This window comes from Mesorhizobium sp. WSM4989, assembly GCF_029625795.1.
Taxonomy (GTDB): Bacteria; Pseudomonadota; Alphaproteobacteria; order Rhizobiales; family Rhizobiaceae; genus Mesorhizobium.
Genome location: NZ_JARTVN010000005.1, coordinates 113,228 through 139,149 on the forward strand (window position 1 = coordinate 113,228; position 25,922 = coordinate 139,149).

The window sequence follows — 25,922 nt, forward strand, 5'->3', positions numbered from 1 at the left end:
GCTATCCGCCAGTTGATCGCGAGCAAGGACGATGCGCTTGAGCAATCTGGAACCGATCTATTCCAGGAGAGGATCGAAGCAGCCATCGGACGCACTTGCCCAGCACGGTTACGGCGAGAAGCCAAACCGGATCGTGCCTGGTTGAGGAGGCGTCCATATCTAAGATGCGAAGTGCCGAAAAATGCCTCTACCGCTACTTCAAGGGGGGAACTTTCGCCCTGGATTGGCGATCAGTGGCGATTGAGCTTAGTCGCGGTCAGCGCATCCGTGTAGGGGGCGAAATCTACAGCGAGGGTTTGGCAAGCCGACGGGTAGCGGGAGTGCAAGCTGGCCCGCTCGGCCTTGGCGACCAACCCGGCCCTCGACGCCTGCGGACATTCGGAGATCGCGTTTTTACGTCCTAAGTTCGTTGCTGTTCGAGATTAGGAGATCGTCTGTCCTGTTTGACATTGCTGGTCTCCGCAGCCTTCTAAGCGAGGAGCATGGCTGTGCCGGGATCGCGTAGGTGGGTGACAAGGCCGGTCACTCCTGCCACCCGACGTGGTCTTTGAGAAGGTGGAGGTTGCGCTACCGGCTGGAGAGCATGGTGCCAGTTTTCACAAGACAAGGGTCGCTTAATCGAATGGGCGTCAAGTTCATAGATTGCGAACAGATCATGGGGGGATTTGAATAGTGCTACTGACCGAGGCAGAGCTGAAAAGAGTTGCGAATGCCAGTCGAGGACATAGAGCCGCATCGATCGTTCTAAAGGAAGAGACGGCCGCAGCTACAGCCAGATCGTCATTCGACGTTTTTCTGTCACATTCTTTCAAGGACGCAGAGATCGTTCTCGGTGTGAAGCGAATTTTCGAGGAGCTTGGGTTCACTGCTTACGTAGATTGGGTCGAAGATTCACAACTGGACCGCACAAAAGTCTCCTCGGCCACCGCCGAGTTGCTGCGGACCCGTATGAGGCAGTCAAAGACGCTAATCTATGTGCATTCAAACAATTCTCCAGGATCCAGATGGATGCCTTGGGAGCTTGGCTTTTTCGATGGGTTTCGGACCGCGGTAGCGGTTCTGCCCGTGGCAAAAAATTCTTCGGAAACATTCTCCGGGCAAGAATTTTTGGGCCTATACCCTTACATTGATGGGACAGGACCTGCATTCCTGTTTATGAACAGAGGGACCGCGCCTCGCTCAAGAATAGGCTCTGTAAGCTCGACTGCTAACCTCACGTTTGCCAAATCCTGGCTTAAAGAATTTACCGCCACAAAATAGACTGGTGTGCTTCAAAAATGAAATATCCTGGACTCTATAATAGCGCCGACGTGGCATCCAACGAGCAGCAGGCGACGTTTCTGCGCCTGATCCGGGCAGAGTACGTTCTTCTTTTTTTAGCGTCGGTGCTCTCTTTGGACTTGTCGCCATCAAAAGCCTATTTCGGTGTCTATGCTGCGGTATTTCTTTGCTCAATGGGAGTCCTCATTTTCCGGTCGGTCACAAAGCCCGAGCAGGTCTGGTATCAGGCTCGAGCTCTGGCAGAGTCGGTGAAGACATTGACTTGGCGCTTCGCGATGCGAGCACAGCCGTTCGATGACGCGCGCGCCGCTGACGCCAGAGCTGATTTTCGAAAGCTCATGGAAGGTATCCTTGATAGCAATCGTCACCTTGGTAGCGCGTTGAGCGGCACCGATTCAGCATCCCCCCAAACAACCGACCAGATGATGTCGATAAGGGACTCCCCGCTAAAAGAAAGAAAAGACCTATATCTGCAGAGACGAATCTGCGACCAACGGAAGTGGTACGAGAAGAAGGCGCGCTCGAACAAGAGGTCCGCGAAAGTCTGGATGGGCCTTGGTATTTTTGCATACGCTCTGGGATTCTCGTTCATCGTAGTACGCATCGCTGACCCCGCGATGCCAGGCTGGCCGACCGAGCCGCTAATTGTCATCGCCGCCTCCCTTATTGGGTGGACCCAGATCAAGAAATTTAACGAATTGGCATCGGCTTACACGTTGACAGCTCACGAGATCGGCTTGACTGCCGACCTTATTACGGACGCCAACTCGGATGAGGCATTCTCCGCCGCGGTGAACGAAGCCGAACTGGCTTTCTCACGGGAGCACACCCAGTGGGTTGCTCGTCAAAACAACTAAGAGACAACAATGGCATACAGCGATCCGACCTATGTAATATTTGACGGCGATGAAGACGCTTGGGCATACCGCTTTATGAAAGGGTGGAACGCCAGCGAGAATGTGAGTTTTGAATTCGCGAACGCTCACGATCTGGACAATATGACGAGCCGAGCACAGGACGAAGATTATGTTAAACGCAATCTTCGCAACAGAATGAATGGATCGAGCCAGGTACTTGTCCTGATCGGTGAGAAGACGAAAAACCTTTTTCGCTTCGTGCGCTGGGAAATGGAATTGGCTCTTGATCTAGGTCTGCCGATAATCGCAGCAAACCTTAACGGCTCGCGGCAACAAGATGTGAGCTGTCCGCCTATCATCAGGGACAAATGTGTTGTGCACGTGCCGTTCAAGATGAAGGCCATCAAGCACGCGCTAGCCAATTGGCCGAGCGAATTTCATCGGCTTTCAAACGCTCAGCGTGGCGATGGCGCCAGGAGCTATGGCGAAAGCACCTATCGCGATCTCGGCTTATAATCGCCACCTAAAAGCACTTAGCCGCCCAAACATCCTCGCCATCCGCTGGCGGCGACTAGCCTTAGCAACGTCCGCCAGCGTGTTCCGAGCTTGCCGAGCGATGATAAGAAGAGCACGACGTCCGATTTGCTGAGTTTGGCTGAAAGCTGCAGGTCATGTGCAACCTATTAGAGGAGCCCCGCTCGAAGCGTCGGATCGTCAGACAAGATCATGTCGCGCGAGGGCGCTGGTTTCGCGAGGAAAAGGAGCGGCTGTTCGATGTTTGAGGCTTGATCCAGCGTTTCGAGACTGCACGAGCGGCCAGCATTGATGGAGGCAGCTTTTCAGGCCGCGCAATTCTGTCGGCTCGCCCCCTCCTGCGAGCCGCAGCTCGGCTCGCCCTGCGCAGCAACCACGAATTTGCGATCGCAAGAAAGGCAACACGCTGACGATAGAACTTGGCGGCGCTGGTCGGCTGCGAATCAAGATGTCAATGGCAAGGAGCTCTCGCCGCGCGTCTTTGCCGGGCCGAACCTTCTGGCTATGCTCCTTCGAGAAGTCTGCCGAGCACCAGCCGCCGCACCGCCAAAGCTATCAATATGCGCGAGGGCACGACCTCAGCCTCTCAGCGCTGGCCAACCAGGTTGGAGCCTGTGCCGCGGCACGGAACCCGCTGCCTGCTGATCGAGGCGAATGTGCTTTGCCCCTGATCACCTCATTACCACCCTTGGGAAGGGCAAGACCGATCCGGACCGTCAGAATGTAAGGGATGACCGGCAGTTCGGCGGAACATGGCCGCCGGCGCTCTATCGTGCCTCGCGCGGCCGGCGGGAACAGCGTCCCGAGCGCTATTCATCCGTCAATATCGCCCGCTAATCGGGCACTATGCTGGGCGCATGCGCGTCGTAAGCTGTTCGTGTTTGCAGGACGCGCCCCCGACCCTCGGCTAAGGCGAAGGTGACGCCTTAGTTTTCACGGCAATTCGGGCCGATCCCGCGAATTTCACGGCGAATAACCTGCATTCCCGAGAAACTCAAGGGACGTTTCCGGTATGCTATTTGCTAAACAGGTGGCTGGCCGAGTGCCCTCCGCCAATTTATCGCGAGGAGAGGGACATGCGCTTGAGCAATCTGGGAACCGAGCAACTCCGGGAGAAGGATAGAAGCTTCGTCTTCCATCCTTCTACGCATCTGGCCAAGCACAGCCGAGGCGAAACGCCAAATAGGATTATGGCCGGTGCGGAAGGCGTCTATATCTGGGACACCGAAGGCCGAAGGAGCCTCGACGGTTTCGGAGGACTCTACTGCGTCAACATGGGATATGGATGCACGGAGATCGCCGAGGCCATTGCCAGGCAAGCACACGAATTGCCGTTCGCGCACGTCTATGCCAGCCAAGGTACGGAGCCGGTCGCCCTGTTGGCAGAGGCCGTGGTCGAGTATTTCGGTCAGAACATGCGAAGGGTCTATTTCGGCCTCTCCGGTTCCGATGCCAACGAAACCAACATCAAGCTGGTCTGGTACTATAATAACATTCTTGGCCGGCCCGAAAAGAAAAAGATCATCTCGCGAAATCGCGGCTATCACGGGTCTGGATTGGTCACGGGTAGCCTAACTGGCCTTCCCTTCTTTCACAATTTCTTCGACCTGCCTCTGGATTTGGTGCGCCATACAACCACGCCGCACTATTACCGCCAGGCGCGTGTCGAGGAGAGCGAGGAAGCGTTCTCCCGGCGCTGTGCCGATGAGCTTGAAGCCTTGATCCTGGCCGAAGGACCGGAAACGGTTGCAGCTTTTATCGGAGAGCCGGTACTTGGGACAGGAGGTATTGTGCCGCCCCCCAAAGGGTACTGGACGTCCATTCAAGCGGTGCTCGACAAATACGATATCCTTCTAATCGCGGATGAAGTGGTCTGTGGCTTCGCGCGAACCGGCGAGAAGTTCGGTTCCCACCTGTATAACATGCGTCCGGATTTCGTGACCATCGCAAAGGGTTTGAGTTCCGCCTACCTCCCCATCTCCGGGTCAATCATTGGCGACCGTGTCTGGTCGGTTTTGGAACAAGGAACTGAGAAGCACGGCGCACTCGGCCACGGCTGGACATATTCGGGGCACACGCTTTGTGCCGCAGCCGCGCTCGCCAATATTCGACTGCTTAAAGAAAAAAATATTCTGGAGCATGTCCGCGATGTTGGACCGTATTGGCAAGACCGGATGAAGGCCGAGCTGGCGGGACATCCCATCGTTGGTGAAGTTCGCGGAGTGGGTATCCTGTCGGCCGTAGAGATGATGCGGGACCCAAAACAAAGGATACCATTCGAACCCGACCTTCAGGTCGGGGTGCGCACTGCAGCTGCTCTGTTTGAGAATGGTGTCATCGGACGGGCCATGCCGCATGGCGACATCCTCGGTTATGCCCCCCCCCTGATCATTACCCGAAAAGAGATCGACATCATTGTCGACGCGACGGTAAAGTCGGTCGATACCACCTATCGCGCGCTGAAGGCCGAGGGTGCCGTATGATTTTGCGATCGCGAAGGAGCGAGTCCGGAGGCAGGCATGTCCCTGCGCGCTACTGCGCCGAGCAGACCCAAAACTGTTGAATTCCAGATATCTGATCTTGAGCATGCTCCGGGCTATTTCAGTCACGATTTGTAACCGAATCAGTTCTGCCGCCGCTGTCCTGTTGCCCAACGACCAGGACCTCTGTGCGGCGCGCCCTGCGGGTGTACCTCCCCGCCGGCAGGGCGCCCTTTTTGACCCACGTAATCAGTATCATTATGGCCCGTGCGGGATCGAGGGTCTGGTAAAGGTCATCTGCACGTTCCGATGCAGATTGAGCTTAGACGTGCCCTTTACATCATTGCAGCGGGCCATAATCATTGCGGTGAATTTTATCACGTCAGGTATATAGAAGGACGATACTCACACGCCACCCCGTTCACAAGGAAAGGCATTTTAATATTGTTGAGACGATTTGCCTATCAAAGAAAAGAAAGCATCGCAACACTTCTTTGCGGATCACGGCGCCCCGGGTGGGGGATGAGCGGCTATCCGAATTGTTATGCTAATGCCGACCCAAATTCCTGCAAAAGCTGGGGTCAATGATGGCTTTTGGTCAGCGCAGGATGATTTCTCCTGATTTGGTCGGTGCAGGGGCGGTCATGATTTAATGCATGGAGATTCTCTGATTGAGCTGTTGAGATCATGAGGCGTCTGCCAGACGCCCATCGGGTGAGCCCAGCATGATTGGGATGACCGACGAAGATCGAAAGTGTGGCAGCATTCTGGAGCCCGGTCAGCCCAGCGACGCCCGCGAATTCAATCACGTTTGTCGGGACATACACGACGCAGCCGGAAGGCGTGCAGAAAGAGGAAGAATCGAGCGCGACGATGACGAGGCACATGCCACTTGTTTTCGAGACATTCCTTGAAAGACTGTCACAGAGTATCGATGAGGCAGATTTCCGGGATGCCATGGCTGAGGCGGCCGGACGACTTGACCTAATCTTCTTTGCCTACCTCTCCTTGCCAGCACGGCCTTCCGGCAAACCGAGGTTAATTTCAAACTATCCACCCCGCTGGACCAGACAGTATCTGGAAAATCAGTATGAGAAACTCGATCCTGTGGTCTTGCGTGCTCGAAATGGCGGCTGCCCGTTTCACTGGGGATCGAATTTGGGAGGCGATAAAATGTCGCCGGCTCAACAGCAGCTATTCGATGAGGCGGCTCAATTCAGCATCTGCTGCGGTTTGACGATCCCAATTGTCGATCTCCGCGGCCGCATCGCTGCGGTTACTTTTGCCGCCGATGAGCCTCGTCCAGTATTTCTTCGGGTCGCTGAGCGGTACGAACAAGCTCTTCAACTGATGGCGGCCTGCTTTCATCGTTGCGTTCGCCGCAAATTGCCGAGCGATCGAACAGTGGATGGGGTTTCGCTGACATCCCGCGAATATGAGTGCCTGAGGTGGGCAGCGCGGGGTAATTCAGCCTGGGTGACCGGCCGCATCTTGGGTATCAAGCCACGCACGATCGCTTTTCATTTGGACAATGCCAAGAAGAAGCTAGGCGTGCGAACCCAAAATCAGGCTATAGCCCTTTTGGGGTCCGAAGGGTCCTCAATTGTCTGAGAAGCTTTTTGATCCCCTTGTGCTCGGGCCATTCGATCGCGCGCTTTGTATCGAGCGTTGACTGGATGCCGAGATCTTCTGTTCCGCCGGCTCGGGCGATGCAGCCGTATTCTTCCAGTCCGCGCCGGTGATCATAGTCTATGGGTGCTCGAGCGGGTGTGTCGTCGCTGACGAGCTAGTTGTGGAGCCTCAACAGGTTGTCCTCGGTTAGAGCGAGGCGACTGATAGGTGTTTTGGACTTTAGGCTCCCGTGGGGACGGTGCCAATTGTATCTGTGCAGCCAGACCGGCAACTCTGCGGCGCGGTGATCTGAAGTCGGATAAGCGATGGCATAAGCCCATTCGCGCAGTGCTGTCTGGATGAAGCGCTCGGCCTTGCCATTGGTCTTGGGTGTATAGGGTCTTGTCCTGACGTGCTTGAGGCCGAGATCGCGGCAGGCCTTGGCGAAGGCCTTTGATCTGTAGCAGGAGCCGTTGTCGGTCATGACGCGGGCTATCGTGACGCCGAGGCTGGCGTAGTAGGCCACCGCCGCCTTGAGGAAGGCGATGGCGCTTTCTTTTTTCTCGTCGGGCAGGATCTGCGAGAAGGCGATGCGGGAGGCGTCGTCGATGCAGACATGGACGAACTCCCAACTGCTGCCGCGCGAGCTGGCATTGCCGGTGCGCTTGCCGGTAATGCGATGACCGATGCGCTCGAAACGACCGAGCTTCTTGATATCGATATGGATCATCTCGCCAGGATGCTCGCGCTCGTAGCGTCGGATCGGCTCGGCCGGTTCGATATCCCGCAACCGCGACAGTCCGGCACGCTTGAGAACCCGGCTAACGGTGGCGGGCGAGACGCCGACCTCATGGGCGATGTGCTTGCCGGTCCAACGTTGCCGCCGCAGCGCCATGATGCGCTCGGCGATCAACGCAGCGGTGGCCTGCGGCATATTGGCGGGCCGCGAGGAACGGTCGATCATGCCGGCCCGCCCTTCGGACTTGTAGCGCTCGACCCAGCGCGCCACGATCTTGGCCGACACGCCGTAGACACGCGCCGCATGGGCTTTGGAGAAAGCGCCTTCTATCACCGACAGCGCCATCTCCTCTCGACGCAGCGGTGTGAGACGGGCATTCTTATGGATGTTCATTCGGACCCTCCGGTGAGTGCTGAAGCTTGGTAACTCCAGTCTCCCCGGTCCGGTCCGAATGGACAACCTCCCGAAAGCTCACAGCTAGTCGTGCGGTTATATAGTTTCCGAGGATGGCCCGCTTGCATACCTGCCTGCCGGTAATCTCTAACCCTTGACTTAGGGCGATGGCTATCGGTTATGCGGCTTGAAAGCGAAGAGGTGGACCCTTCGTCGAGCGCCGGTACGATATGGAGTGCTGCTCCGGGCTAATACCCATCCAGACAGAGCGGAACCTTCTATCACGTCAGACGCTCGGACAGTTGCCAAACCCCGATTTCCTGGGAACTGAATTGTGCTCGCCACCGGGTCCATTTTGCCGGCGCGTCTGTGGTGCAGGCCCCGATCAGCCTGACCAATGGCACAGGAACGCTTCTATGACCGAGCACTGCGAATTTGTCAGCTGGCGAACAATTCCTTGTAGCCGCTCGTCACCATCCAGTTCGCACGGTCGAGATGACTACGAAGCGCCTTCCTGGCGCGCTCCGGTTCAAGTGCCGGATCAATGCCGAGGATCAGTTGGGCCATTTCCTCTTCGGGCGCCTCATCGGCTGAGGCGTCCAGGAGCCTCATATAGATGGTAAAGTGCGCCCTGTCGTAGGCGGTAAGACGGTCAGACCAAGGGACTTCGTCGAGCAGTGTTGAGCTTTGAGTCCTATCTGTTCCCGTTGATTGATTCATGTCTGCCGCGAACCTCGCATGTTGATCGCTGGATCCAAGGCAGAATATCCCAAAATGGGATAATCCGAAACGGGGATTAGTCGCTGAGCCGGTCTCTACCTGCCGGTTCACCTAAATGCCCAAATCTCTTCGATCTCCCCGCCACCAGCGGTTTCTGGCCCAGTTGATCTCACTGCGCAATGTCAAAGGGCTGACGCAGGCGCAGGTGGCTGAGAAGCTTGGTCGTCCGCAATCTTTCGTGGCGAAATATGAGGGTGGCGAACGGCGTCTCGATGTCATTGAGTTTCTCGACGTAACTGCGGCCCTCGATGCTGATCCGTGTGAGATTCTGTTGAGCCTGCGCACGTAGTGGGCGCCCGCGCCCATCACCGCGCGTGCCGTGTGCCGGTGGGTCGAGCCCCGATTTTCTTGGCTCTGGCGTCTCGACCATTCCGCTGCGCCTCCTAGCGCGTCGTTAGACTCTCGCAATTCGCTCTGTTTTGTGCCTTTCTCAGCAGGTGGCGCCGCATCCTTCTAGGCCCGCCGCGGCGTCCCGCAACCCTTAGCCAGCTGTGAGCTTTCAGTAGGTTGTCCATCCGGCCCTTCGGATGCGGTGCGGCTCAGACGGCGGACCCGTTCCTGTCATGATTCGCCGCCGCACCCATTCCTGGGAAGCAGCCATTGGCGAGCGGAGGACAAAATGATGAGACAGCGAAGCGCTGGGCCATCCGCGCTGTGGTGATACGTCGATGCATGGCGGTTGCGCGACTTCGTTGCTTGAAGCGAAGCGACCGCACCGCCCATTTCGTCAACTGGCGAACAAATCCTTGTAGCCGCTCGTCACCACCCAGTTTGCACGGTCGAGATGACTGCGAAGAACGTTGCGTGCGCGCTCAGGTTCGCGTGCCGGATCAATGCCGAGGATCACTTTGGCCATTTCCTCTTCAGTGGCGTTGTCGGCCGAGGCGTCCAGGAGCCTCATATAGGTTGTAAAGTGGTCCTTGTCGTAGGCTGTAATGCGGTCCGACCAGGGGACCTCGTCGGCGAACGGCGTGTTCGATCTGGGCTGCAACATCGCTAATTCTATCTCCGGCCAATGGACCCGCGAAGCCCTGTGCCTGCTAAATGTGGATTACATATTATAGTTGATAAACTCAAGCCGCCTGATCCGCTGGCTTGCGTGCATGGATATGCGCAAGTTGGTCGGACGGAATGTGCAGAGGATCAGGCAAAGGAAGCGCCTGACGCAGGAGCAGCTTGCGGAGATTTCCGGGTTCAGTCAGCAGTACATCAGCGGCTTGGAGAAAGGCCGAAGAAATCCGACAATTATCACGATCTATGAACTGGCATTGGCCCTCGGCGTCAGCCACATGGATCTGGTTCGGCCCGACAAACAGGCATGATACACCCGCCCTCCAAGTAGCTGGCCGCCTGATGGCGCGCGCCGGGTGCTCGTGAACCCAGGCTTTTCTTAGGGTCCCCCGGCAGCCCCTGCCATTTGGCTCGCCCTGGCCCGGCGCACCCTATTGGACAGTCGGCCGCTGCGGTTTTTGTCAGCCTTTCCTGGGGCGGTCGGCATTGCCTTTTAGGCCCGCCGCGGCCTCCCGCAACCTTCGCTCTCGCTTCAGGTCCTTCTCTTGGTTACGATCCTTCGGATGCGGTTCGCCTCTTTCAGCGGGCCTAATCGCTTTCTGCCGCCCACCCCACGGGGACAGCCACGCGAGACTAGTATGGAGCGTTGCGGTTAGCGCACGAACAGCAAAGGAACTGAAAAAACAGGCAACTGTCGAAGCATGGCTGAACCAGCCATCGTGTCGGCATCTTGGAGCCGCGTGTTCGCCTTGAGGCCCTGCCGGTAGGATCCCTGCAGTTGAAGTCATTGTCGGCATTCTGACAACAATGGACATGAACCGCCGAACTATCAAGGCGACCAGGTTGTTGTCTAGCAATGGTTTTCCGAATCGGCACGGCACTTGCGTTACCAAAAACAAGTACGCCGCGGCACGGATCGCCCAAGAGGCTGAACGACCTGATCTGTTTGACCCTCGCAGCAGGGGTGGATGGCTAACACAAAGGAAACTTTGAAGGTGGACGTTTTCGAAAGTTCTCCAATACCTGTCAGGAAAACACGGACGCCATCTTTCTCGGTGGATCTAGCCTTGCTGGGAGTCGCATTCGTTTGGGGGGCGAGCTATCCGGTCGGGAAAGGCGCACTGTTCTACGCGCCGGTTTCGATACTTGTTCTTTATCGCTTCCTGATTACTACGATCATTACGGCAGTGGCTGCAAGACATGAGATCGCATTGGTCTCCTGGGGCGATTTCATCCGCGGCTTCGCATTGGGAACAATACTTTTTTGCATCTTTATTGCTGAAACTTACGGCGTTGCATCGACAAGCGCAATGAACACGGCCTTGATCATATCGCTTTGTGTGATTTTCACGCCGAGCATCGACTATGGGCTATCACGGCGACTTCCACCTACGGGCATTTTGGCAAGTGCTGCCATAGCGTGCATCGGTGTCGGCATTCTCACTGGCGGGATCAGCAGGTTCAGCCCGGGTGACGCGCTTGTCTTGGGGGCCGCGATTCTGCGAGCGGTTATGGTCGTTTCCACCAAACGCCTTCTGGCCGGCCGGCAGATTTCATCTGCAGCCCTGACGGCCATCCAAGGATCGACGGTGGCAACACTTACTTTCGTTTTGGCCGTCGCTCAGTTCGGAATTTCAGGCCTTGTTGTGAGGGCCACCCTTCAGTTTTGGGGCGCTGTTGCCTTCCTTGCACTCTTCTGCACCCTCGCTGCATTCTACATTCAAAATGCCGCAGTGAGAAAATCCACACCGACACGGGTTGGCTTCTTGATGGGAACAGAACCTTTTTTTGGTTTCGTTCTAGCGCACCTTCTTCTGAATGAGCCTTTGACAGTACCGAGCTTGATAGGCGCAGGCCTCGTCCTCGCTGCGACGTTTGCTGGCATCTGGTTTGAGAGCAGGACATCCAAATGAACCCCATCTTGGCTTCCACCAAACCCGCCATCGGCGGCATTTCGAGTTTTGAAGATCTGGAGGCTTTTCCGGACCGAACCGCACCAGTTGCAACCATGTTCAGCGGCGGTCTCGACAGCACCTATCTTCTCTACAAGCTGCAAAGCCTTGGCTTTGCGAACATTGAAGCTGTCGCAGCGGATGTCGGAACGCGCATCGATCAGCCTTTGTTGGAACGGACGGCAGCCATGTTCGGCGCGCGCTTTGTCTGCCTCGAAGGGCGGGATGCCTTTGTCGAACAAGGCGTGAAATCAGCCATTCGAGCCCACGCCAAGTACCTTGGCATCTATCCGTTGAGCAGTTCGTTGAGCCGTCCCATAATCGCATCTTTGGTTGTTAATCATGCTAGGTCAATCAACTCACGGCTGGTTCTTCATACAGCAAACCTTTCTCAAAACAGTCTTCCGCGCCTTAACAATAGCATTAAGCGCTCAGGATTTTCCGGCAACTTCGGCAGTCCGTATGAATGCTCTGTGATATCCCGACAACAGAAGACCTCCGACCTGTCCAAGTGTGGAGCGACTTTTGTGGCGGACCGCACGTGGAGCGCGGACGAAAACCTCTGGTGTCGGGAATTCGAGTCGGGGCCTTTGGAAGATCCCGAGAACTTTTCCATCCCCGAGGAGGCATTTGCTTGGACGCGCCACATTCCCGCAGAGCAGCCGGTAGAGATCAAACTCGGGTTTGCAGACGGAAGTCTCGTGTCAATTGATGACCGTGATGTTGCATTGGTCGACGCAATCCCGTTCCTGAATAACACGGTCGGCAAATTCGGGCACGGCCGCTTTGTCGGGCTTGAACACATCACAACCGGCCAAAAGGTTCTCGAAGTCCGCGAGGCCCCTGCCGCGGCCATTATCTTCGACGCGCTGCGTCACCTCGAAACCGCTTCTCTTGACGTGGCATCAATCGTTTTGAAGCAAGGGCTTGAGCAAGCCTGGTCCCAAGAGGCGGTTTCAGGTGCATGGGGCAGTACTATTCACCAGATGTGCGAACGGGCCATTGCATCCGCCCTCGAGGGCGTTAGCGGGAGCGTCAGCTACATAGTCGATCACACACGCTTTTTACCTCGGTCGATCCGAGCCAGGACGCCGAGATACATTAGGGACCGCGACCTTTGGGAATACCAAGCCGCAACCCACATAGCGTTGTCCAAAGCGTTCCGTCCTCGCCAAGTCACCAAAAGGGAGACACCCGTGGAAAACAACGCACCCCAGGCGCCGGCCAACCTCAGTCAACAATGCACTGACGGTCTGGTGACAAATGGATGGTGGTTTTCAAAAGGCGAGCGCGCCGAAGCCTGCTTTGGCATCGAAATTGATGCAGCCTGGAAGAACTTTGCTGACCATTGGAATCGACTTCTTCTCGATGAATACATGCGTGACGGCGGAACATATCGTTACCGGCGCTATAGCGCTTTTGAATATGACGCGACTGACGGAATCTTTAGGCTCCTACCCCACGCCCCCTACGAACAATCAAAAAGTGTCAATCATCTGAATGGCGGCTTCAAGCGCCACTTCGAGCCCCTTGAAAACTCCTTTATAGACCATCCCGTCTTAGAAAAGATTCTGACAGGTTTCTGCAGAATTCTATGTGAAGCCGCCCGACATGATCGTTGGAATATCAAGATCCATCCCTACCGGATTGTCGCGCGCGATGGTGTAAATGGCAAACCGGCACCCGAGGGCCTTCACCAGGACGGGGTGGACTTCATTGCTTGCTATATGATTGGGCGGGTCAACGTCACCGGCGGCATGAGCATGATCACCGACGCCTCAAAGGAGTTCCTCGGCGAGGTCGAAATGAACTCCCCGAATGATTTTGTGATCTGCAACGACCGCGAAACCTTTCACGATGTATCGTCGATTGTGGCCGAAAACCTGAAAATGCCGTACGCTTATCGCGACGTCCTTGTGATCGCCTTCGAGAAATTATAACGCCCAGCGCGCCGAGAGCATTTTCAACAAGGTTCAATACTGCTTGGTATCCTCTCGGGTGTTCCTGGTGCGGGAACAATGCAGGATTAATTTCTTGCATCTAAACACCTAGATAGCAGTTTCGCCTCTCTGGTATGATGGTTTTTGGCCTCGCGGATCTCGCGTAATACGAATGACCGTGGACACCCCCGATCTTCGCAAGAAAGTGAGAAATTATCCTCATGCTGTCCGACGAGGTGGTCTGCGGCTTCGGAGGCACCGGGAACTGGTTTGGTAGCCAGACATTTGGGATGGAACCGGACATGCTCTCGATCGCCGGGGGGCTTTCATCCGGTCACCTGCCCATTGGCGGCGTCATTATCTCGACAAGATTTATCAATGCGCCGCTGACGAGGCCCACAAGGTCGGCGTGTTCGGTCACGGTTTCACCTACTCCGGTCATCCGGTGATAGCGGCCGTCGCCGCCGAGGCGATCAGGATCTACAGCGAGATCGATTTCGTGACCCAGGCGCGTCGTCTCGGCGATCACTTGCATGGAGCCCTCGCGGACGCGCTCGGCGACCATCCGCTTGTCGGTGAAGCCCGCGGCCGCGGCTTCATCGCGGGGGTTCAGATCGTCGAGGATCGTGCGCCCGTCGCGTCTTCGCGCCCGAGCTGAGGATCGGCGATGTCGAGCGGCGGTGCCGCGAGCACGGCGTCATGATCCGCAATATGGGAGAAGTGCTTGGAATCTGTCCGCCCTATATAATCACCGAAAGCGAGATCGACCCCTTGGTTGACGGCATTCGTTCTGCACTCGACGGCGCCGCTGCTGCGAATTCCCGGGTCGGTCGGGTGGCATGAGTTCCAGCATTAAGACCGACTGCTTCACTTCAGTGGATATTATCGAGCAAACGCTCACCCGAGGGGTGCACTTCATCCGTGTCCGGTACAAAACGTCACCCATGTCTCAGGTCGGGCACGCCGCTCGCCAACGACACCGAGTTCGGCCTCGCGGCCTACTTCTACACCGGCGATCTCGGTCGCGCCTTCCGCGTGATGGAAGGACTGAAGTACCGGCGTCAATGAAGGCCTGATCACCACGCCGGAGGTGCCGTTCCGCGGCGTCAAGGAATCGGGCCTCGGCAAGGAAGGCGGCCTCCAGGGCATCGTGGATTATCTCGACACCAAACATGTCTGCATCGGCGGTCTCGGCGTCTAGTGGTTCCCGCCTGACATAGGAGTCCAATCAGAGATTCCCTTTCTGGCCTGCGCGTGCGAGTCTGGCGCATGCGCACAGGAAGATCGTTCACCGTTTCGTCGGCCGATCGCGTCCGTCTGACGGCGCTGATCAGGGATCGCAACGCCCCGCAAAAGCATGTCTGGCGCGCCGAGATAGTGCTTTTGCCCGCCGACGGCGTCGGCACCGGCGAGGTCATGCGCCGCATCGGCAAGTCGAAGACCGACGTCTGGCGCTGGCAGGAGCGCTTTGCCGCGGAAGGCTGTGACGGGCTGCTGCGCGACAAGACGCGACAGTGGCGCATTCCGCCGCTCGGTCCCGATGTCGGCGAGCGCGTCGTGGCACTGACGCTTGCCGATCCGCCGGGCGAGAGGACCCACTGGACCGCCGACATGATGGCGCAAGCCGCCGCAATCAGCGCCAGCGCCGTCAGGCGCATCTGGAAGGCGCATGGTCTCGCACCCCACCGCTGGCGCCAGGTTCAAGCTCTCCAATGATCCGAAGTTCGTCGACAAGTTGCGCGCCGTCGTCGGCCTCTATCTCGATGCGCCGGCCCATGCCATCGTTCTGTCGGTCGATGAAAAGAGCCAGATCCGGCGCTCGACCGCACCCACCCGGCCTGCCGATGAAGAAGGGGCGGCTCGGTACGATGAGGCACGACTACAAGCGCAACGGCACCACCACCCTGTTCGCCGCCCTCAACGTCCACTATTGTCCCGTTGACGAGAATATCATCTTAGTTGCTTGTAAAAATTTGTTCTCCACTTCCGTCTCCATCGTATCTCAGTCAACGCGATGGAGCAGGAAATGACTACAAACATTGTGAAACTGGAAGAAGGCAGGGCAATCGGCTCTAATCGTGACGTGCCGCTGTCAGATCATGAGGCGGAAGCCCTAGGGCATCTTGCGGTGGCGCTGAGTGGCATTTCGACGACCATTCGGTCCGCCGCCTACAAACACGCGCTAAACTCTAGTCACGCGATGAAGCCCCTAAAGGAGACGGAGGACGCGCTTACCGACTACGACGCCTTGGCGAGGGCGGCGGGCCGAAAGCAGCCGAAAGCGGCGGAGGAGGACGACAGGAAGGGGGACGCCCTAGCGAGAGAGGCCGCCGCACAGGTCAGCAGGGTCGATCAGACCCGATCTTCCCGCTGGAGCAGACCGCGAAGGGTACCGGTGGCATCAACGGACTACGTTCGGCAGGTGGTCATGGCAGATAGTCAGCTTGGAGCAGTGTCGGCACTGGTAAACGCGCGGCGAGTGGCTCCAGAACGCTTCCATGCTTCTGTTCCCAGTGTAGATAATAATCCGGATGCTCCGCTTCTGACCTCTTTTTCGGACTATCTGAGCAGGGTGTGCGGACTGGAGTCAAAGTCCCGCGAAGGCGTTCTCCTGGGCAGCCGCCGCTTTCTGGATTGGTTCCATCACCACCATTCCCGGCCAAGCCCTCGGCGCGTTGACGGCTGAGCATGTCCTTGCCGCTGTCGAACATCGGCTGTCACTATCGGCGACCTCCGGTACCCGCACCGGCAGCAACTTCTCACATCGTATTGGGCTGGCCACCACGACCAGAATCTCGCGCGCGTCGTCCCCAGGACGCCCCACTGGCGTTTGGCTCATCTAACCCTCGAACTCGGCTACGGCCCGTCGACGGTCTTCTTCACATGGGTCGGATTCGACGAAATGGACGAGGTCACAGGCGACGGCCATGCTGAACTGCTCGACGACGGCTCCATCGACATCACCTTCTATCACAACGGCGACGAGGCAATCCTCAAGGCCAAACGGGACACTTCTTCAACGGCCTGCTAGGAGATCCGTGTTCGCCTTGCGCTGACAAAGAAGCTCACACATGACGTCCGGGAGACGATGCTGGCAAATGGTCTGGCTGAAGCATTCCACCCACAATACCAAAGCCCGTCCCGATCCAAAGCGCTTCTAAGCACTCCACCTCAGGCGCAAGGCCGGTTGGCCAGTGCATCTTCTTGGTCCGCCGGAAGAGAACCCCGCCCGACAATAGCTTCATGAGGTCTTGCGCTGCAGTGTCGACCGTAAAAAAGGGCGCGCGAGGCGCCCTTCATTTAAACCGGCAGTCGGGAAGCAGACTTCACTCTGATATTCAAAAGCGGTAGGTGACACCTGCGCCTATCAGCCAGGGATCGAGCTCCGCCTTCCCCGTCAGCTTCGCGCCGGTCACCGTGACGTCGAAGTCCGGCTTCAGGAAAAGCTTCTTCACGTCGAAGTTGAGGCCCCAGTGCTGGTCCACCATGTAGTCGAATCCGACCTGCAGCGCCGTGCCGAACGTGTTCTTCACCTTGAGAGCATCAGCGCTGCCAGTGTCCTGGTTGTAGAAGATCGTGTAGTTCACGCCGGCGCCGACATAAGGCTTGAACGCGCCGAGATCGGTAAAATGGTACTGCAACGTGAGTGTCGGCGGCAGCAGCCAAACTTTGCCGATGTTGCCCAACCCTCCGATCGTCCCTTGGCCCGCGATGTTGGCATAAGTGGTACCGAGTATGAGTTCGGCGGCGATGTTGTCGGTGAAGAAATACGAGATATCGAGTTCCGGCGTCACCGTGTCCGAATACGAAAGACCGGAGCCGGGAAGCGTATCAACGTAGCCCAGATCTTTCGTAACGACGCCCAACGCCCGCAGGCGGACCTGCCAAGGGATTGGCGCTTCGGTGACCGAGGCTCCCGTCTCCGCCAGGACGGTCTCTGCTTGCGCAGGCTCCGCGGCGACGGCCTGCTGTCCCACCATGATCAGGGCCACCGCCGCTGCTGTTGCCCGCGCTACGCCCATTCGCGTTCTCGCCATGAGATTCACTCCTTGATGTTCAGAAAGGATGCACTGCACTATTTCGTCTCCTGCTCGAATGAATTGTTGATGGACCTCAAATGCCCCTCTTGCGTTGCAACGCGTTCCGCCGTCTCCGGAGGGTGATCGTTGAAGCCGATTGCGCTGCGGAGAAAATTGGTGCCTAGACTGATGAATGCGGCTTGCTCCCGATTGTCCTCGCCGCAGCCGTGCCCGCCTGCGCTGGCCTCGTAGAAGTAAGCGGGATAGCCAAGAGCCTGCAGTTTTGCGGCCATCTTGCGCGCATGGCCCGGATGGACGCGGTCGTCGCGTTTCGTGGTGGCGATCAGGATAGGCGGATAGGGCTGTCCCGGCGCTGCGGCGTGATAGGCGGAGATTTCCTTCAGGAAAGCCCAATCGTGAACCTTGTCCGGATCGCCATATTCGTCGATCCAGCTCGCGCCCGCCAAGAGCTTGGTGTAGCGACGCATGTCGATAAGCGGTGCTGTGCAGAACAGAGCCCCGAAATGCTCAGGATAGCGGGTCAGCATGTTTGCGATCAGCAGGCCGCCATTTGAGCCACCCTCGGCGGCAATCCGCCTCGGCAGGGTGATGCCCCTTCGCACGAGGTCGGAGGCAACGGCGGCGAAATCGTCGTGGGCGAGACGCTTGCCCTCCCTGCGCCCGGCTTCGTGCCAGCGGGTGCCGAACTCGCCGCCGCCGCGGATGTTCGCCTCGACACACGTGCCACCGCGCTCGAGCCACAGCTTGCCCAGCGGGGAGTTGTAGTAGGGCAGGAATGATACGCCGAACCCGCCATAAGCGGAAAGGTGAATCGGAGCATCTCCGTTCCCGTTCGCCGGACCAACCTGCGTATAGGGGATCAGCTCATGATCGATAGAGACTGCCTCGTGGCGCGTGACCACCAGTCCGGATGCATCGAAATTCTCCGGGCTGCGCTTCAGGATTGCTGAAGCGCTGAGAGACGGCGCGGCATTCAGATCGAACAGCAAGAGCTGCGGCGGCGTGATCGGATCCTGAGCACAGATCAGGACCTCTCCATTGGTCTCGTGAACTGCCGCATCGAATGACCAGACGTCGACAGTACCTTCGGCGGGCAGGGTGTTCAGGACTCGGCGCGTCCATTCCTGGTGGCCGGGAGTGAACATCTCGAAACGCGGTGCGAGATTGACGAGGTAAGAGATAATGAGCTTCCCGTCATTCCAGAAGAATGACTGCATGGAGCGCCTTTCCCCTGGTTGAAACAGGGTCTCAAAACGGCGTCCGCCGGCGAGGAAAGTGGAAAGCGAGATGACGATCAGCGCGTCGGCGGGATGGGTGGTGCCTCCCACCGTCCAGGGCTTGCGCGGCCTTACCGCCAGCCAGTCGCCGAAGACCCGCCACGACGCGTCGCGAGGAAGATCGATCTGCCTCCTCGGCCCGCTCCTATCGCCGATCCAGCTGATCTTCTCGAAGAAGGCCGGCTGCTCGATGAACCAAAGGCGCTCGCTGCGGCCGGTGCGGTCCGAATGACCAGACACTTGGAAGCTTTCGAACCCGGCCTCGAAGATTGCCGGCGTGGTGAGGGGATCCGCGTCACGCTTCCACAGTCGAACTGTGCGCGCATAGCCGGAGCGGGTGGCCATGCCATTACCAAGCGCACTGGAAAGCAGAAGCGTGTCAGGGTCCAGCCAATTAACGTAGCCTTTGGCCTCGGGGAGGTTGAAGCCGTCGGCGACAAAGCTCAGAGAAATCAGGTCGAATTCGCGATGCACGACCGCGTCGCTGCCGCCGCGCGACAGGCGCAGAACGGCTCTTTCCCGTCTCTCCGGCTCGATGGACGCGCCGTCCCAGATCCAGTCCTCTCCGTCGCTAGCCGCGAGAGCATCCAGATCGAGCAGTAGCTCCCATTGGGGATCCGCCTTCATGTAGGCGGCAAGGGTGGTCCGGCGCCACAGTCCGCGTGGATTACCGTCATCTCGCCAGTAATTGTAGAGGTACTGACTACGGCGCGCGATCAGGGGAAGATTGTCGCGATTGTCGAAAATGGCTGTCAGAGCCGCGCGGTCGCGCTCGAACTGCGTTCCACCGAAGTGCTTCAGAGTCCTTGCCGATTGGCCGGCGGCCCAGGCAAGTGCCCGCTCGCCCTCTACATCTTCAAGCCAGACATAGGGATCGTCGTCGGGAGCATCAAGCGTTGGACGGACATCAAATGCGTTCATGTCCGGACAGCCTTCAGAAAGAAGGGATAGAGGCTTCCGTCGGCTCGGGAACGCTCAGTGTCGGTAGCGGCGCCCACATGTTCGAAAAGCGTGATCATTGATGAGTTCTTCCAGTCGGTGCGGCATCGCAGTGCTTTTGCGCATAGGGCCGCAACCTTCGTGCCAACTGGGAAAATCGTTTCGGAACAATGCGATCGCTCTGGAAGCGTTGTGTCACATGTCCGACATCGTCGAGAATCCGACAACGAGTGCTCCTCCTAATCACCGGATCAACCTCCGGCGCCAGTCGTGGACACTGTGCAGAACTCGAGAAGTGAAGCTCATTGGAGTGAACCTGGTTGACGCCCAACATCTTCGCTCTGGAGCGCTTCACGCACACGGATTCATGGCAGACACCATGATGCGATCGATGCTGTTAGAGACCAAGCTGGCTGCGCCTGTGAGTTTCAGCCGCCAGCTGGAAGCAGCGGAGTTCTGAGGAGAAGGGTGGGGGGCCCAAGCCCTGCCGCAATCTTGGCCTGCACCGTCCCCTTGATTGTTGTGGGTCAACGTCTGCCTGCCCGCTGAATTTGGCACGCCTTACACCTACGTCACGACCAAGACCTTCCTGTTGCACTTCGGCCTCGACACACTGCGGGATTTGCCCGATTTCGAGGCGATTGAGGTTGCCGCGCTGCTCAGCAAGGAGAAGCTGCTGGCGGGCGATACTCCCATCGGGCTGGTGAGTGGTGGAGGAGGTGAGGAGCGACACTCCAAGGCCAGGACGGGCTAGCGCAGCAGATACATGGAAGTAATCGCTTGATATGAGCGGTTGAGAGTCGAATCAGGGAACTATGCGATCACTATCGATAAGAGGTGGCAATATCGATCGTGATTGTATCGGGCCACTCTACGGCGAAGGAGGCGGCAACTTGTGTCTCCGACCCGAAACGATTACCTTGCGGCCATTATGAGCAAGCATTTGGCATCCGTCTTGACGACGTGAACGCGCCCTGCAGCGTACAGCTGGACGACGCGGCGCTGGCCGATTGCTTTGCGGATCTCGATTTGGCCAAGCAGCATCCCGCTCATGTCAGCGCCTTTCTCGGCGAGGTCCCTCTCGCCCAGCAAGTCGAGTTCGCAACCGCGCACCACATTCGCGGTCGACGAGATGAAGGCTTTTGCCGCCAAGTTCTCTGCCTGGTCCGGCGAAAGCTATCCGCTCGCCGCATAATGGCTGGACATGATAGCCGACGCCCGTCCCGAATGGCGGCGGCTTTTTCGTATTATATCGACCTGATCGACAAGATGCGGCGGAACAGGGGTCCACGTGCGATGCGGCCAAAGCGGATCCAGCTCTCGAGCGCGACTACGGGGTAGGTGTGGTCGCTGGAGCCGCGGCCGACCTCGACCTCGCGCCAGCCGGTCTTGCCGCGCAGGGTGACCAGCAGCCCTTGCCGTCAAAAATCTCGATCCAGCTGGCGCCATCGCTGTTGTCGTCGCGCATGACGTCGAGACCGACGATCTCGGAGCGCCGCAGGCCGCCGCCACAGCCCAGGAGCAAAATAGCGCGGTCGCGCAGGCCCTGAGGTCGTGGCCGAGCGTGGCGATCATCGCCAGCAGATCGTCGCCAGGACCGCCTCTTTCTGCCGCGGTGGCTTTGCGTGCTTGCGGCGAATGCCGGCAAGAACCTTATAGATATGCCGCTCCGCGCGGTCCAACGGCCGGCCGCGCTGGGTAAAGTTCCAGGCGAGGCCGGAAAGCCGCCGCTCGATGGTCGCAAACTAAAGGGCAGGGGCGCCACGCTTCGGATCGCCGGCGGCGGTGCCCGAGGCACAGGCGCTGATATTGAGCCTGATCACCTTCGAGCCCGGAGGCAGGGGATCGAAGCCAGCGCGCCGGCACCAGGAGGAAAAATGCCGCCAATCCTTGGGGTAGGCGTCGCGCGTGTTCTCCGAGGTGGCGTTGTAGCCCCTCGCGGTCTCGACCAGTTCCTGGACATGCGCCGGGACTCTTTGAGCCGGGTCTCCATCTCCTTGTAGAGCTTGTCAAGCTCGCCATCGACTGGCTTCAGGTCGTCGATTGAACATTGCGTCATCATAGGCTTTGTGCCTTGTTGTAGCAGGCATCGTCCGTTCGCGCGGCGGACACAGACATCACCGTCGCTGAGCCGAGAACGACGGTAAAAGAAAATGCACTCACTGACTTCATAACCAATCTCTTTTGCGGGTGATTTAGAAACGGACGCCGAGCTTGGCGCTGAACCCGTGTGTCTGGGCATCCGAGGCGATCTGTCCCTGATAGGCGATGCCGAACGTCGCGTTCTCGGTGATGTTTACGTCAAGCCCAGCTTCGAGCAGAGCTGCGTTCTTTGCGATCGGCACGCCCTTGATGGCGAAGGAGGAACCGCCAGCAAAGGCAAGAGCGGTATCCGGCCTGACGTCGCCGAAGGCGTGGCGCCAGCCAAGACCGCCGCGCGCGGTAGCAGTCACGGTGCCGAGGGTCAGTACCGTCGACGCACGCAGACCTAGCGTGGTAAACGCCGTGTCGCTCGAGCGATCCCCGCTCGACAAGGCGGCTGCGCCGCCATTCTCGGTGAAGCCATCGGCGTCAAAATTCACATAAGCGAGATTAGCGTAGGGCTCGAAGGAAGCCGAAGCCGTATTGATACGGTAGCCGAGCTCGCCAAAGGCCTGGAACGTGCCGGCGTCGTAATCGGCCGAAAGGCTGTCGGCGAAGCCTGGAAAGACCACGGACCTGCCGGTCTCGATGCTGTGCCAGGTATAGGCAAGGCCGGAACGAAAACCGAGATTGCCGTTCTGCGTGCCGGCAAAAAGACCGAGATGGTAATTCTCGCTCGAGCCCGACGACGCGCGATCGTCCGCCTCCAAGGAGGTATGGCTGTAGCCGCTGATGAGGCCGAGCCGCCAGCTTTCGCCGACAGCCGCGTCACCGCCAGCCAGAAAGCCGCCTGTCGAGTGATCGAGACCGGCGGCATTGCCGTCGCTGTCGAGATGACCCCAGGCGCCGAAGCCACGGCCCCATACGGCGAAATTCTCACTCGTTGCCGGGGCCAGTTCCAGACCACCCAGCCCATAAGTCATCACCGGAACGCTGGAGGCACCGACGCCGTCGAACGCCGCACGGATCCGTTCGCTCGCGGCATCGCGTACAGAATGACTGTCCTCGATGAGGCCGCTATGAATGGAAGCATGAACCTCGCCTGATAGCATATCGAAAGCGTTGCGGGCTTCCGGCGCCGTCAGGAACAGGATGTTGTCCTGGATCGGATTACCGCTTCCAAGCGCCTGAGCCGCTGCGGCGACCGAGCGTTGATTGAAGGTGCTGGCTACATCGGCAAACGCCGTCGATGTGCGGCTGATATCGAGATAGACATTGTTGGCATCGTAGACGAGCTGGAAATCGACGAAGGGCGTCGCGTCTGTCGCCAGAGCCCCCGTCAGCCCGCCATAGGTGCCGCTTACGCCGCCTGCTGCGGAGAGCAGAGTATATCGGGCATCGACCGATAGCGTTCCCTGCCGCAGCAGCTCGATCTGCGCGCCGCTGTCGATCGCCGCTGCTCCGCCAACATCGATGAGATCGGACGACCTTGCGAGGTCGACCTGATAGATCGATCCGGACTGCTGCGCGAAATCGCCCGTGACAGTCAGTGTGGTGACGATCCTGCTCGGATCGGTCGCACTGCCAGGAGCGACCGTGCCGCCCTCGGAAATGGTGACCGCACCGTAGGTGCCGCCGCCTGCGACGACACCGCCGCTGTTTGCGATAGCCGTGCCCCCGATCTGCCCGTCATTCCCGAGAAAGCCGGACGTGGTCGCATCATGGGAAAGCACACCTGTATCGGCAAGCAGCAATCCCGCGCCGGAACCGACCGTCGTCATGCCGGAAAAATTGTTCTTTCCGCTCAGCGTTTGCACGCCACCGGCAACGAATAGTTTGCCGCCCATATTATTGTTATCAACGTCGAGGTCGTTGATGCTGCCGGCGAACGTGTCGTTCGAATCCGTTAGCACCAGGGTACGCTTGCCCAGTTCGACCGTTCCGCTGCCACTCAGGCTACGAATACGGGCATCGTTGTAGGCGTCGGAGATTCCCCAATAGTCGCTGCCATTTCCATGTTCGGAGATATCGAACGTGCCGTCTGCAACGACTTTCGCTGACCGTTGGATGTTGCCGAGCCCCGCAAGCGAGAGATAGGCATCCTGAGCAATATTCGTCTCGCCGGTGTAGGTGTTGACATTCGTCATCCGGACCACCGTCTTTGTATCAAGCGTCAGCGATCCGGAGCCGGAGACGACACCCGCTATGCCGAACCCGCCCTCATTCCCCATGCTCGTCGTGATCCTGCTCAGACCGGTCCCTTCGGGTGCGGATGAATCGGTAGAGAAGTTGCTGGCAGTGACGAAATGTGACGTATAAGCGGTATACTTCTTCTCCAGATCGAAAATGACCGATCTGTTTTTGAAGAAGTCAAGACCGGCAACAAAACTGGTCTGGTCATTGGGTTGTTCCGTCGTGCCGCTGGTGTAGGTGAAGTCGATATTGTCCAGCCTTACCGGATCGCCATCCGTTCCTGCGATTGTAACGCTCGGGATGTTGCCCGATGCGCTTACGATCTCGCGTTGCTCATTTCTCCGAACATTTTTAAGTTTGACGCCCGCATCCTGAAATTGCTTCAGCATCGCATCACTGATCTCCAGACTGCCACCGCCCGGTGTGCCGGTGTCGAGCAATACCGCGGTCTTGTTGGGGTCGGTGATTGGTGGGGCTCCATCCTTAACCGTGTACTGCAGATTGTAGCTGCCTTCGTATTCGGTCGAGGCATTGGCGCCAGAGCCAGGAAAATTCTGATAAGAATCCTGATCTTTTTCCTCGGGTTCTCCCCATGGCATGGCATTAGTATATTGGGCCCGGAGGCTTGGATTGAGGTTGACAATCGTGCAGGGGGAACAGCCAGGCGTTTGGTCGCTCTCGGAATCCGGATTCACATTGGCGGAGACCACGTAGCCAGACCTGGTGACACTGCCCATCATGCCCCAGACACTTGTCTTGCCAAGAAAATCGCCGGCCCCGAATGTACCTGCGAAATCGCCGCCTTCGTCTGCCATCTTGCCAGCGGTCATTTTCGCCCGCTGCTCCTTATCGGCGTGATAAGGTTCTTGGAGATCCTGACCATACATATCTTTAAGTCCATCCGTCACGGATCCCGGCGTGCACTTAAGATTGTTGTCCTTGCAATACGCATGGGTATAGACAAAATCGAGAATGCGAGCAGCCCGGTATTTCTTATCGCTTACAGACGGCCCGTCGATTGTTATCTTTTGATCTGGATCGACATATGTAAATTTATCAATTTCCACGTTCTGAAGCTTATTACCATACGTTCCGTCCCCGTACGTATATACGTAAGGCGTGTCGGCAATCGGGCGGACCCCGGTCACCTCTGACCCGATCTGCGTGTTGAGCTGGTCCGAGCCCGTGTCGAATACGTATCGCTGCGCGTTGCCATTGTTGATCTTGGCCCAGATGCCCAGGCGGTCATGGCCTTCCCCGACATACTCCAGCGGGATCGAAATCGGGTCGTCGGCCAACGCTTCTCCAGTTGGAAATGCTACCAGACCCACCCCGAGAGACACAGCCGGCAGGAATACCGTCGTCATCGCGGTGGTTGCCGCCAGAAAGTTCTTTGTCCTGAAACAAGCCTGCATACCTGGTCCTCGAAAAAGTCTCGCAAACTGATTGTTCATTGGAACGGCCTCCTGAATTGTTTAACGAGACCCTTTATGGCGGCCCTGGCTGACAACAGCCTGAAAGCTGCAAGCGGCCTGCGAGAATGGGGCGATCCTGAATGACGACAGGTGCTGTCAACAATGGATGAGTGCTCGGCCTGAAAGCTGAGCACGCTTTATGCTCAGGCTGCTGACAAGGCCAAAGCAGCGTAAGTGCGGAGTGAAATCCAAGGTCCACATGGGTCGTCGCGCTTCCCGTGCGCCTGGGAAGGCGCCGGCCCGGCCAAGCTTTCCCAGATCGTCCGGATGGCGCACAAGATACCGGTTCAGGTCGATCGAGATGGAGGCCGAGGCGTATGCCAAGGCGGTCGACTGCC

Annotated in this window: 20 protein-coding genes and 5 pseudogenes; 17 read left to right on the plus strand and 8 right to left on the minus strand. The window is 58.0% G+C overall.

Translation table 11 applies throughout. From position 1 onward, the window contains the following. Window positions 1-1,277 precede the first annotated feature (1,277 nt). From P9217_RS28875 to P9217_RS28895, 5 genes and pseudogenes are all read left to right on the plus strand, one after another. A complete protein-coding gene (locus tag P9217_RS28875) occupies window positions 1,278-2,138 on the plus strand; it encodes a DUF4231 domain-containing protein (RefSeq protein ID WP_063169305.1) in 861 nt (286 codons plus the stop codon). Window positions 2,139-2,147: 9 nt separating this feature from the next. After that, window positions 2,148-2,654, plus strand: a complete 507-nt coding sequence (locus P9217_RS28880) for a TIR domain-containing protein (protein WP_063169304.1) — start codon at window positions 2,148-2,150, stop codon at window positions 2,652-2,654. Window positions 2,655-3,137: 483 nt separating this feature from the next. Then, window positions 3,138-3,558, plus strand: a pseudogene (locus P9217_RS28885) (transposase); the annotation flags it as partial. Between the two features lie 190 nt (window positions 3,559-3,748). Beyond that, a complete protein-coding gene (locus tag P9217_RS28890; RefSeq protein ID WP_063169303.1) occupies window positions 3,749-5,155 on the plus strand; it encodes an aminotransferase in 1,407 nt (468 codons plus the stop codon). An 870-nt stretch (window positions 5,156-6,025) separates the two neighbouring features. Further along, entirely contained in the window at window positions 6,026-6,763 is a 738-nt protein-coding gene (locus tag P9217_RS28895; RefSeq protein ID WP_082826574.1) for a LuxR family transcriptional regulator, read from the plus strand. Window positions 6,764-6,938: 175 nt separating this feature from the next. Here the strand turns inward: P9217_RS28895 and P9217_RS28900 are convergent, their stop codons facing one another. Continuing rightward, window positions 6,939-7,895, minus strand: a complete 957-nt coding sequence (locus tag P9217_RS28900) for an IS481 family transposase (RefSeq protein WP_063169302.1) — start codon at window positions 7,893-7,895, stop codon at window positions 6,939-6,941. A gap of 438 nt (window positions 7,896-8,333) precedes the next feature. After that, complete coding sequence (locus P9217_RS28905; RefSeq protein ID WP_063169301.1) at window positions 8,334-8,615, minus strand: DUF2285 domain-containing protein; 282 nt, start codon at window positions 8,613-8,615, stop codon at window positions 8,334-8,336. A 115-nt stretch (window positions 8,616-8,730) separates the two neighbouring features. On the opposite strand from P9217_RS28905, the gene P9217_RS28910 reads away from it, so the two are divergent. Further along, the gene (locus P9217_RS28910; RefSeq protein ID WP_082826573.1) at window positions 8,731-8,964 is read left to right on the plus strand and encodes a helix-turn-helix transcriptional regulator; all 234 of its coding nucleotides are present in this window, start codon (window positions 8,731-8,733) and stop codon (window positions 8,962-8,964) included. Window positions 8,965-9,402: 438 nt separating this feature from the next. Here the strand turns inward: P9217_RS28910 and P9217_RS28915 are convergent, their stop codons facing one another. Next, the gene (locus P9217_RS28915) at window positions 9,403-9,669 is read right to left on the minus strand and encodes a DUF2285 domain-containing protein (RefSeq protein WP_063169299.1); all 267 of its coding nucleotides are present in this window, start codon (window positions 9,667-9,669) and stop codon (window positions 9,403-9,405) included. Window positions 9,670-9,778: 109 nt separating this feature from the next. Here P9217_RS28915 and P9217_RS28920 point away from each other — a divergent pair, with 109 nt between their 5' ends. The 9 genes and pseudogenes from P9217_RS28920 to P9217_RS28960 all read left to right on the plus strand — a co-directional run bounded on the left by P9217_RS28920 (window position 9,779) and on the right by P9217_RS28960 (window position 16,609). After that, on the plus strand, window positions 9,779-9,997 hold the full coding sequence (locus P9217_RS28920) for a helix-turn-helix transcriptional regulator (protein WP_029354714.1): 219 nt from the start codon (window positions 9,779-9,781) through the stop codon (window positions 9,995-9,997). A 657-nt stretch (window positions 9,998-10,654) separates the two neighbouring features. Continuing rightward, on the plus strand, window positions 10,655-11,599 hold the full coding sequence (locus P9217_RS28925; protein WP_082826572.1) for a DMT family transporter: 945 nt from the start codon (window positions 10,655-10,657) through the stop codon (window positions 11,597-11,599). Then, window positions 11,596-13,578, plus strand: a complete 1,983-nt coding sequence (locus P9217_RS28930) for an argininosuccinate synthase-related protein (protein ID WP_063169298.1) — start codon at window positions 11,596-11,598, stop codon at window positions 13,576-13,578. The genes P9217_RS28925 and P9217_RS28930 overlap by 4 nt, the downstream gene beginning before the upstream one ends. Before the next feature lie 221 nt (window positions 13,579-13,799). Continuing rightward, a complete protein-coding gene (locus P9217_RS28935; protein ID WP_263485461.1) occupies window positions 13,800-14,027 on the plus strand; it encodes an aminotransferase class III-fold pyridoxal phosphate-dependent enzyme in 228 nt (75 codons plus the stop codon). Further along, window positions 13,988-14,236, plus strand: coding sequence for an aminotransferase class III-fold pyridoxal phosphate-dependent enzyme (locus P9217_RS28940; RefSeq protein ID WP_063169297.1), 249 nt, complete (start codon window positions 13,988-13,990; stop codon window positions 14,234-14,236). Before P9217_RS28935 ends, P9217_RS28940 begins: the two co-directional genes overlap by 40 nt. Window positions 14,237-14,544: 308 nt before the next feature. Then, window positions 14,545-14,779, plus strand: a pseudogene (locus P9217_RS28945) (aldehyde dehydrogenase family protein); the annotation flags it as partial. 68 nt (window positions 14,780-14,847) lie between these two features. Further along, a pseudogene (locus tag P9217_RS28950) lies at window positions 14,848-15,503 on the plus strand (IS630 family transposase); the annotation flags it as partial. Between the two features lie 101 nt (window positions 15,504-15,604). Next, a complete protein-coding gene (locus P9217_RS28955) occupies window positions 15,605-16,264 on the plus strand; it encodes a hypothetical protein (RefSeq protein WP_063169296.1) in 660 nt (219 codons plus the stop codon). Window positions 16,265-16,408: 144 nt separating this feature from the next. Next, window positions 16,409-16,609 carry a hypothetical protein gene (locus P9217_RS28960; protein ID WP_244514237.1) on the plus strand — a complete coding sequence of 67 codons (201 nt, stop codon included), beginning with the start codon at window positions 16,409-16,411 and terminating at the stop codon, window positions 16,607-16,609. Window positions 16,610-16,916: 307 nt separating this feature from the next. Here the strand turns inward: P9217_RS28960 and P9217_RS28965 are convergent, their stop codons facing one another. Beyond that, window positions 16,917-17,615 carry an OmpW family protein gene (locus P9217_RS28965; protein ID WP_063169295.1) on the minus strand — a complete coding sequence of 233 codons (699 nt, stop codon included), beginning with the start codon at window positions 17,613-17,615 and terminating at the stop codon, window positions 16,917-16,919. 38 nt (window positions 17,616-17,653) lie between these two features. Next, a complete protein-coding gene (locus tag P9217_RS28970) occupies window positions 17,654-19,816 on the minus strand; it encodes a prolyl oligopeptidase family serine peptidase (RefSeq protein WP_082826571.1) in 2,163 nt (720 codons plus the stop codon). Window positions 19,817-20,033: 217 nt separating this feature from the next. Here P9217_RS28970 and P9217_RS28975 point away from each other — a divergent pair, with 217 nt between their 5' ends. Continuing rightward, window positions 20,034-20,294 (plus strand): hypothetical protein, encoded by a 261-nt coding sequence (locus P9217_RS28975; protein ID WP_095769041.1) that lies wholly within the window; start codon window positions 20,034-20,036, stop codon window positions 20,292-20,294. A gap of 93 nt (window positions 20,295-20,387) precedes the next feature. Continuing rightward, window positions 20,388-20,588 (plus strand): annotated as a pseudogene (locus P9217_RS28980) (SMC-Scp complex subunit ScpB); the annotation flags it as partial. Between the two features lie 161 nt (window positions 20,589-20,749). Here P9217_RS28980 and P9217_RS28985 read toward each other — a convergent pair. The 3 genes and pseudogenes from P9217_RS28985 to P9217_RS28995 all read right to left on the minus strand — a co-directional run bounded on the left by P9217_RS28985 (window position 20,750) and on the right by P9217_RS28995 (window position 25,563). Further along, a complete protein-coding gene (locus P9217_RS28985; RefSeq protein WP_063169293.1) occupies window positions 20,750-20,986 on the minus strand; it encodes a hypothetical protein in 237 nt (78 codons plus the stop codon). Between the two features lie 116 nt (window positions 20,987-21,102). Beyond that, window positions 21,103-21,786, minus strand: a pseudogene (locus P9217_RS28990) (integrase); the annotation flags it as partial. Between the two features lie 243 nt (window positions 21,787-22,029). After that, a complete protein-coding gene (locus tag P9217_RS28995) occupies window positions 22,030-25,563 on the minus strand; it encodes an autotransporter domain-containing protein (RefSeq protein WP_082826570.1) in 3,534 nt (1,177 codons plus the stop codon). Window positions 25,564-25,922: the final 359 nt, after the last annotated feature.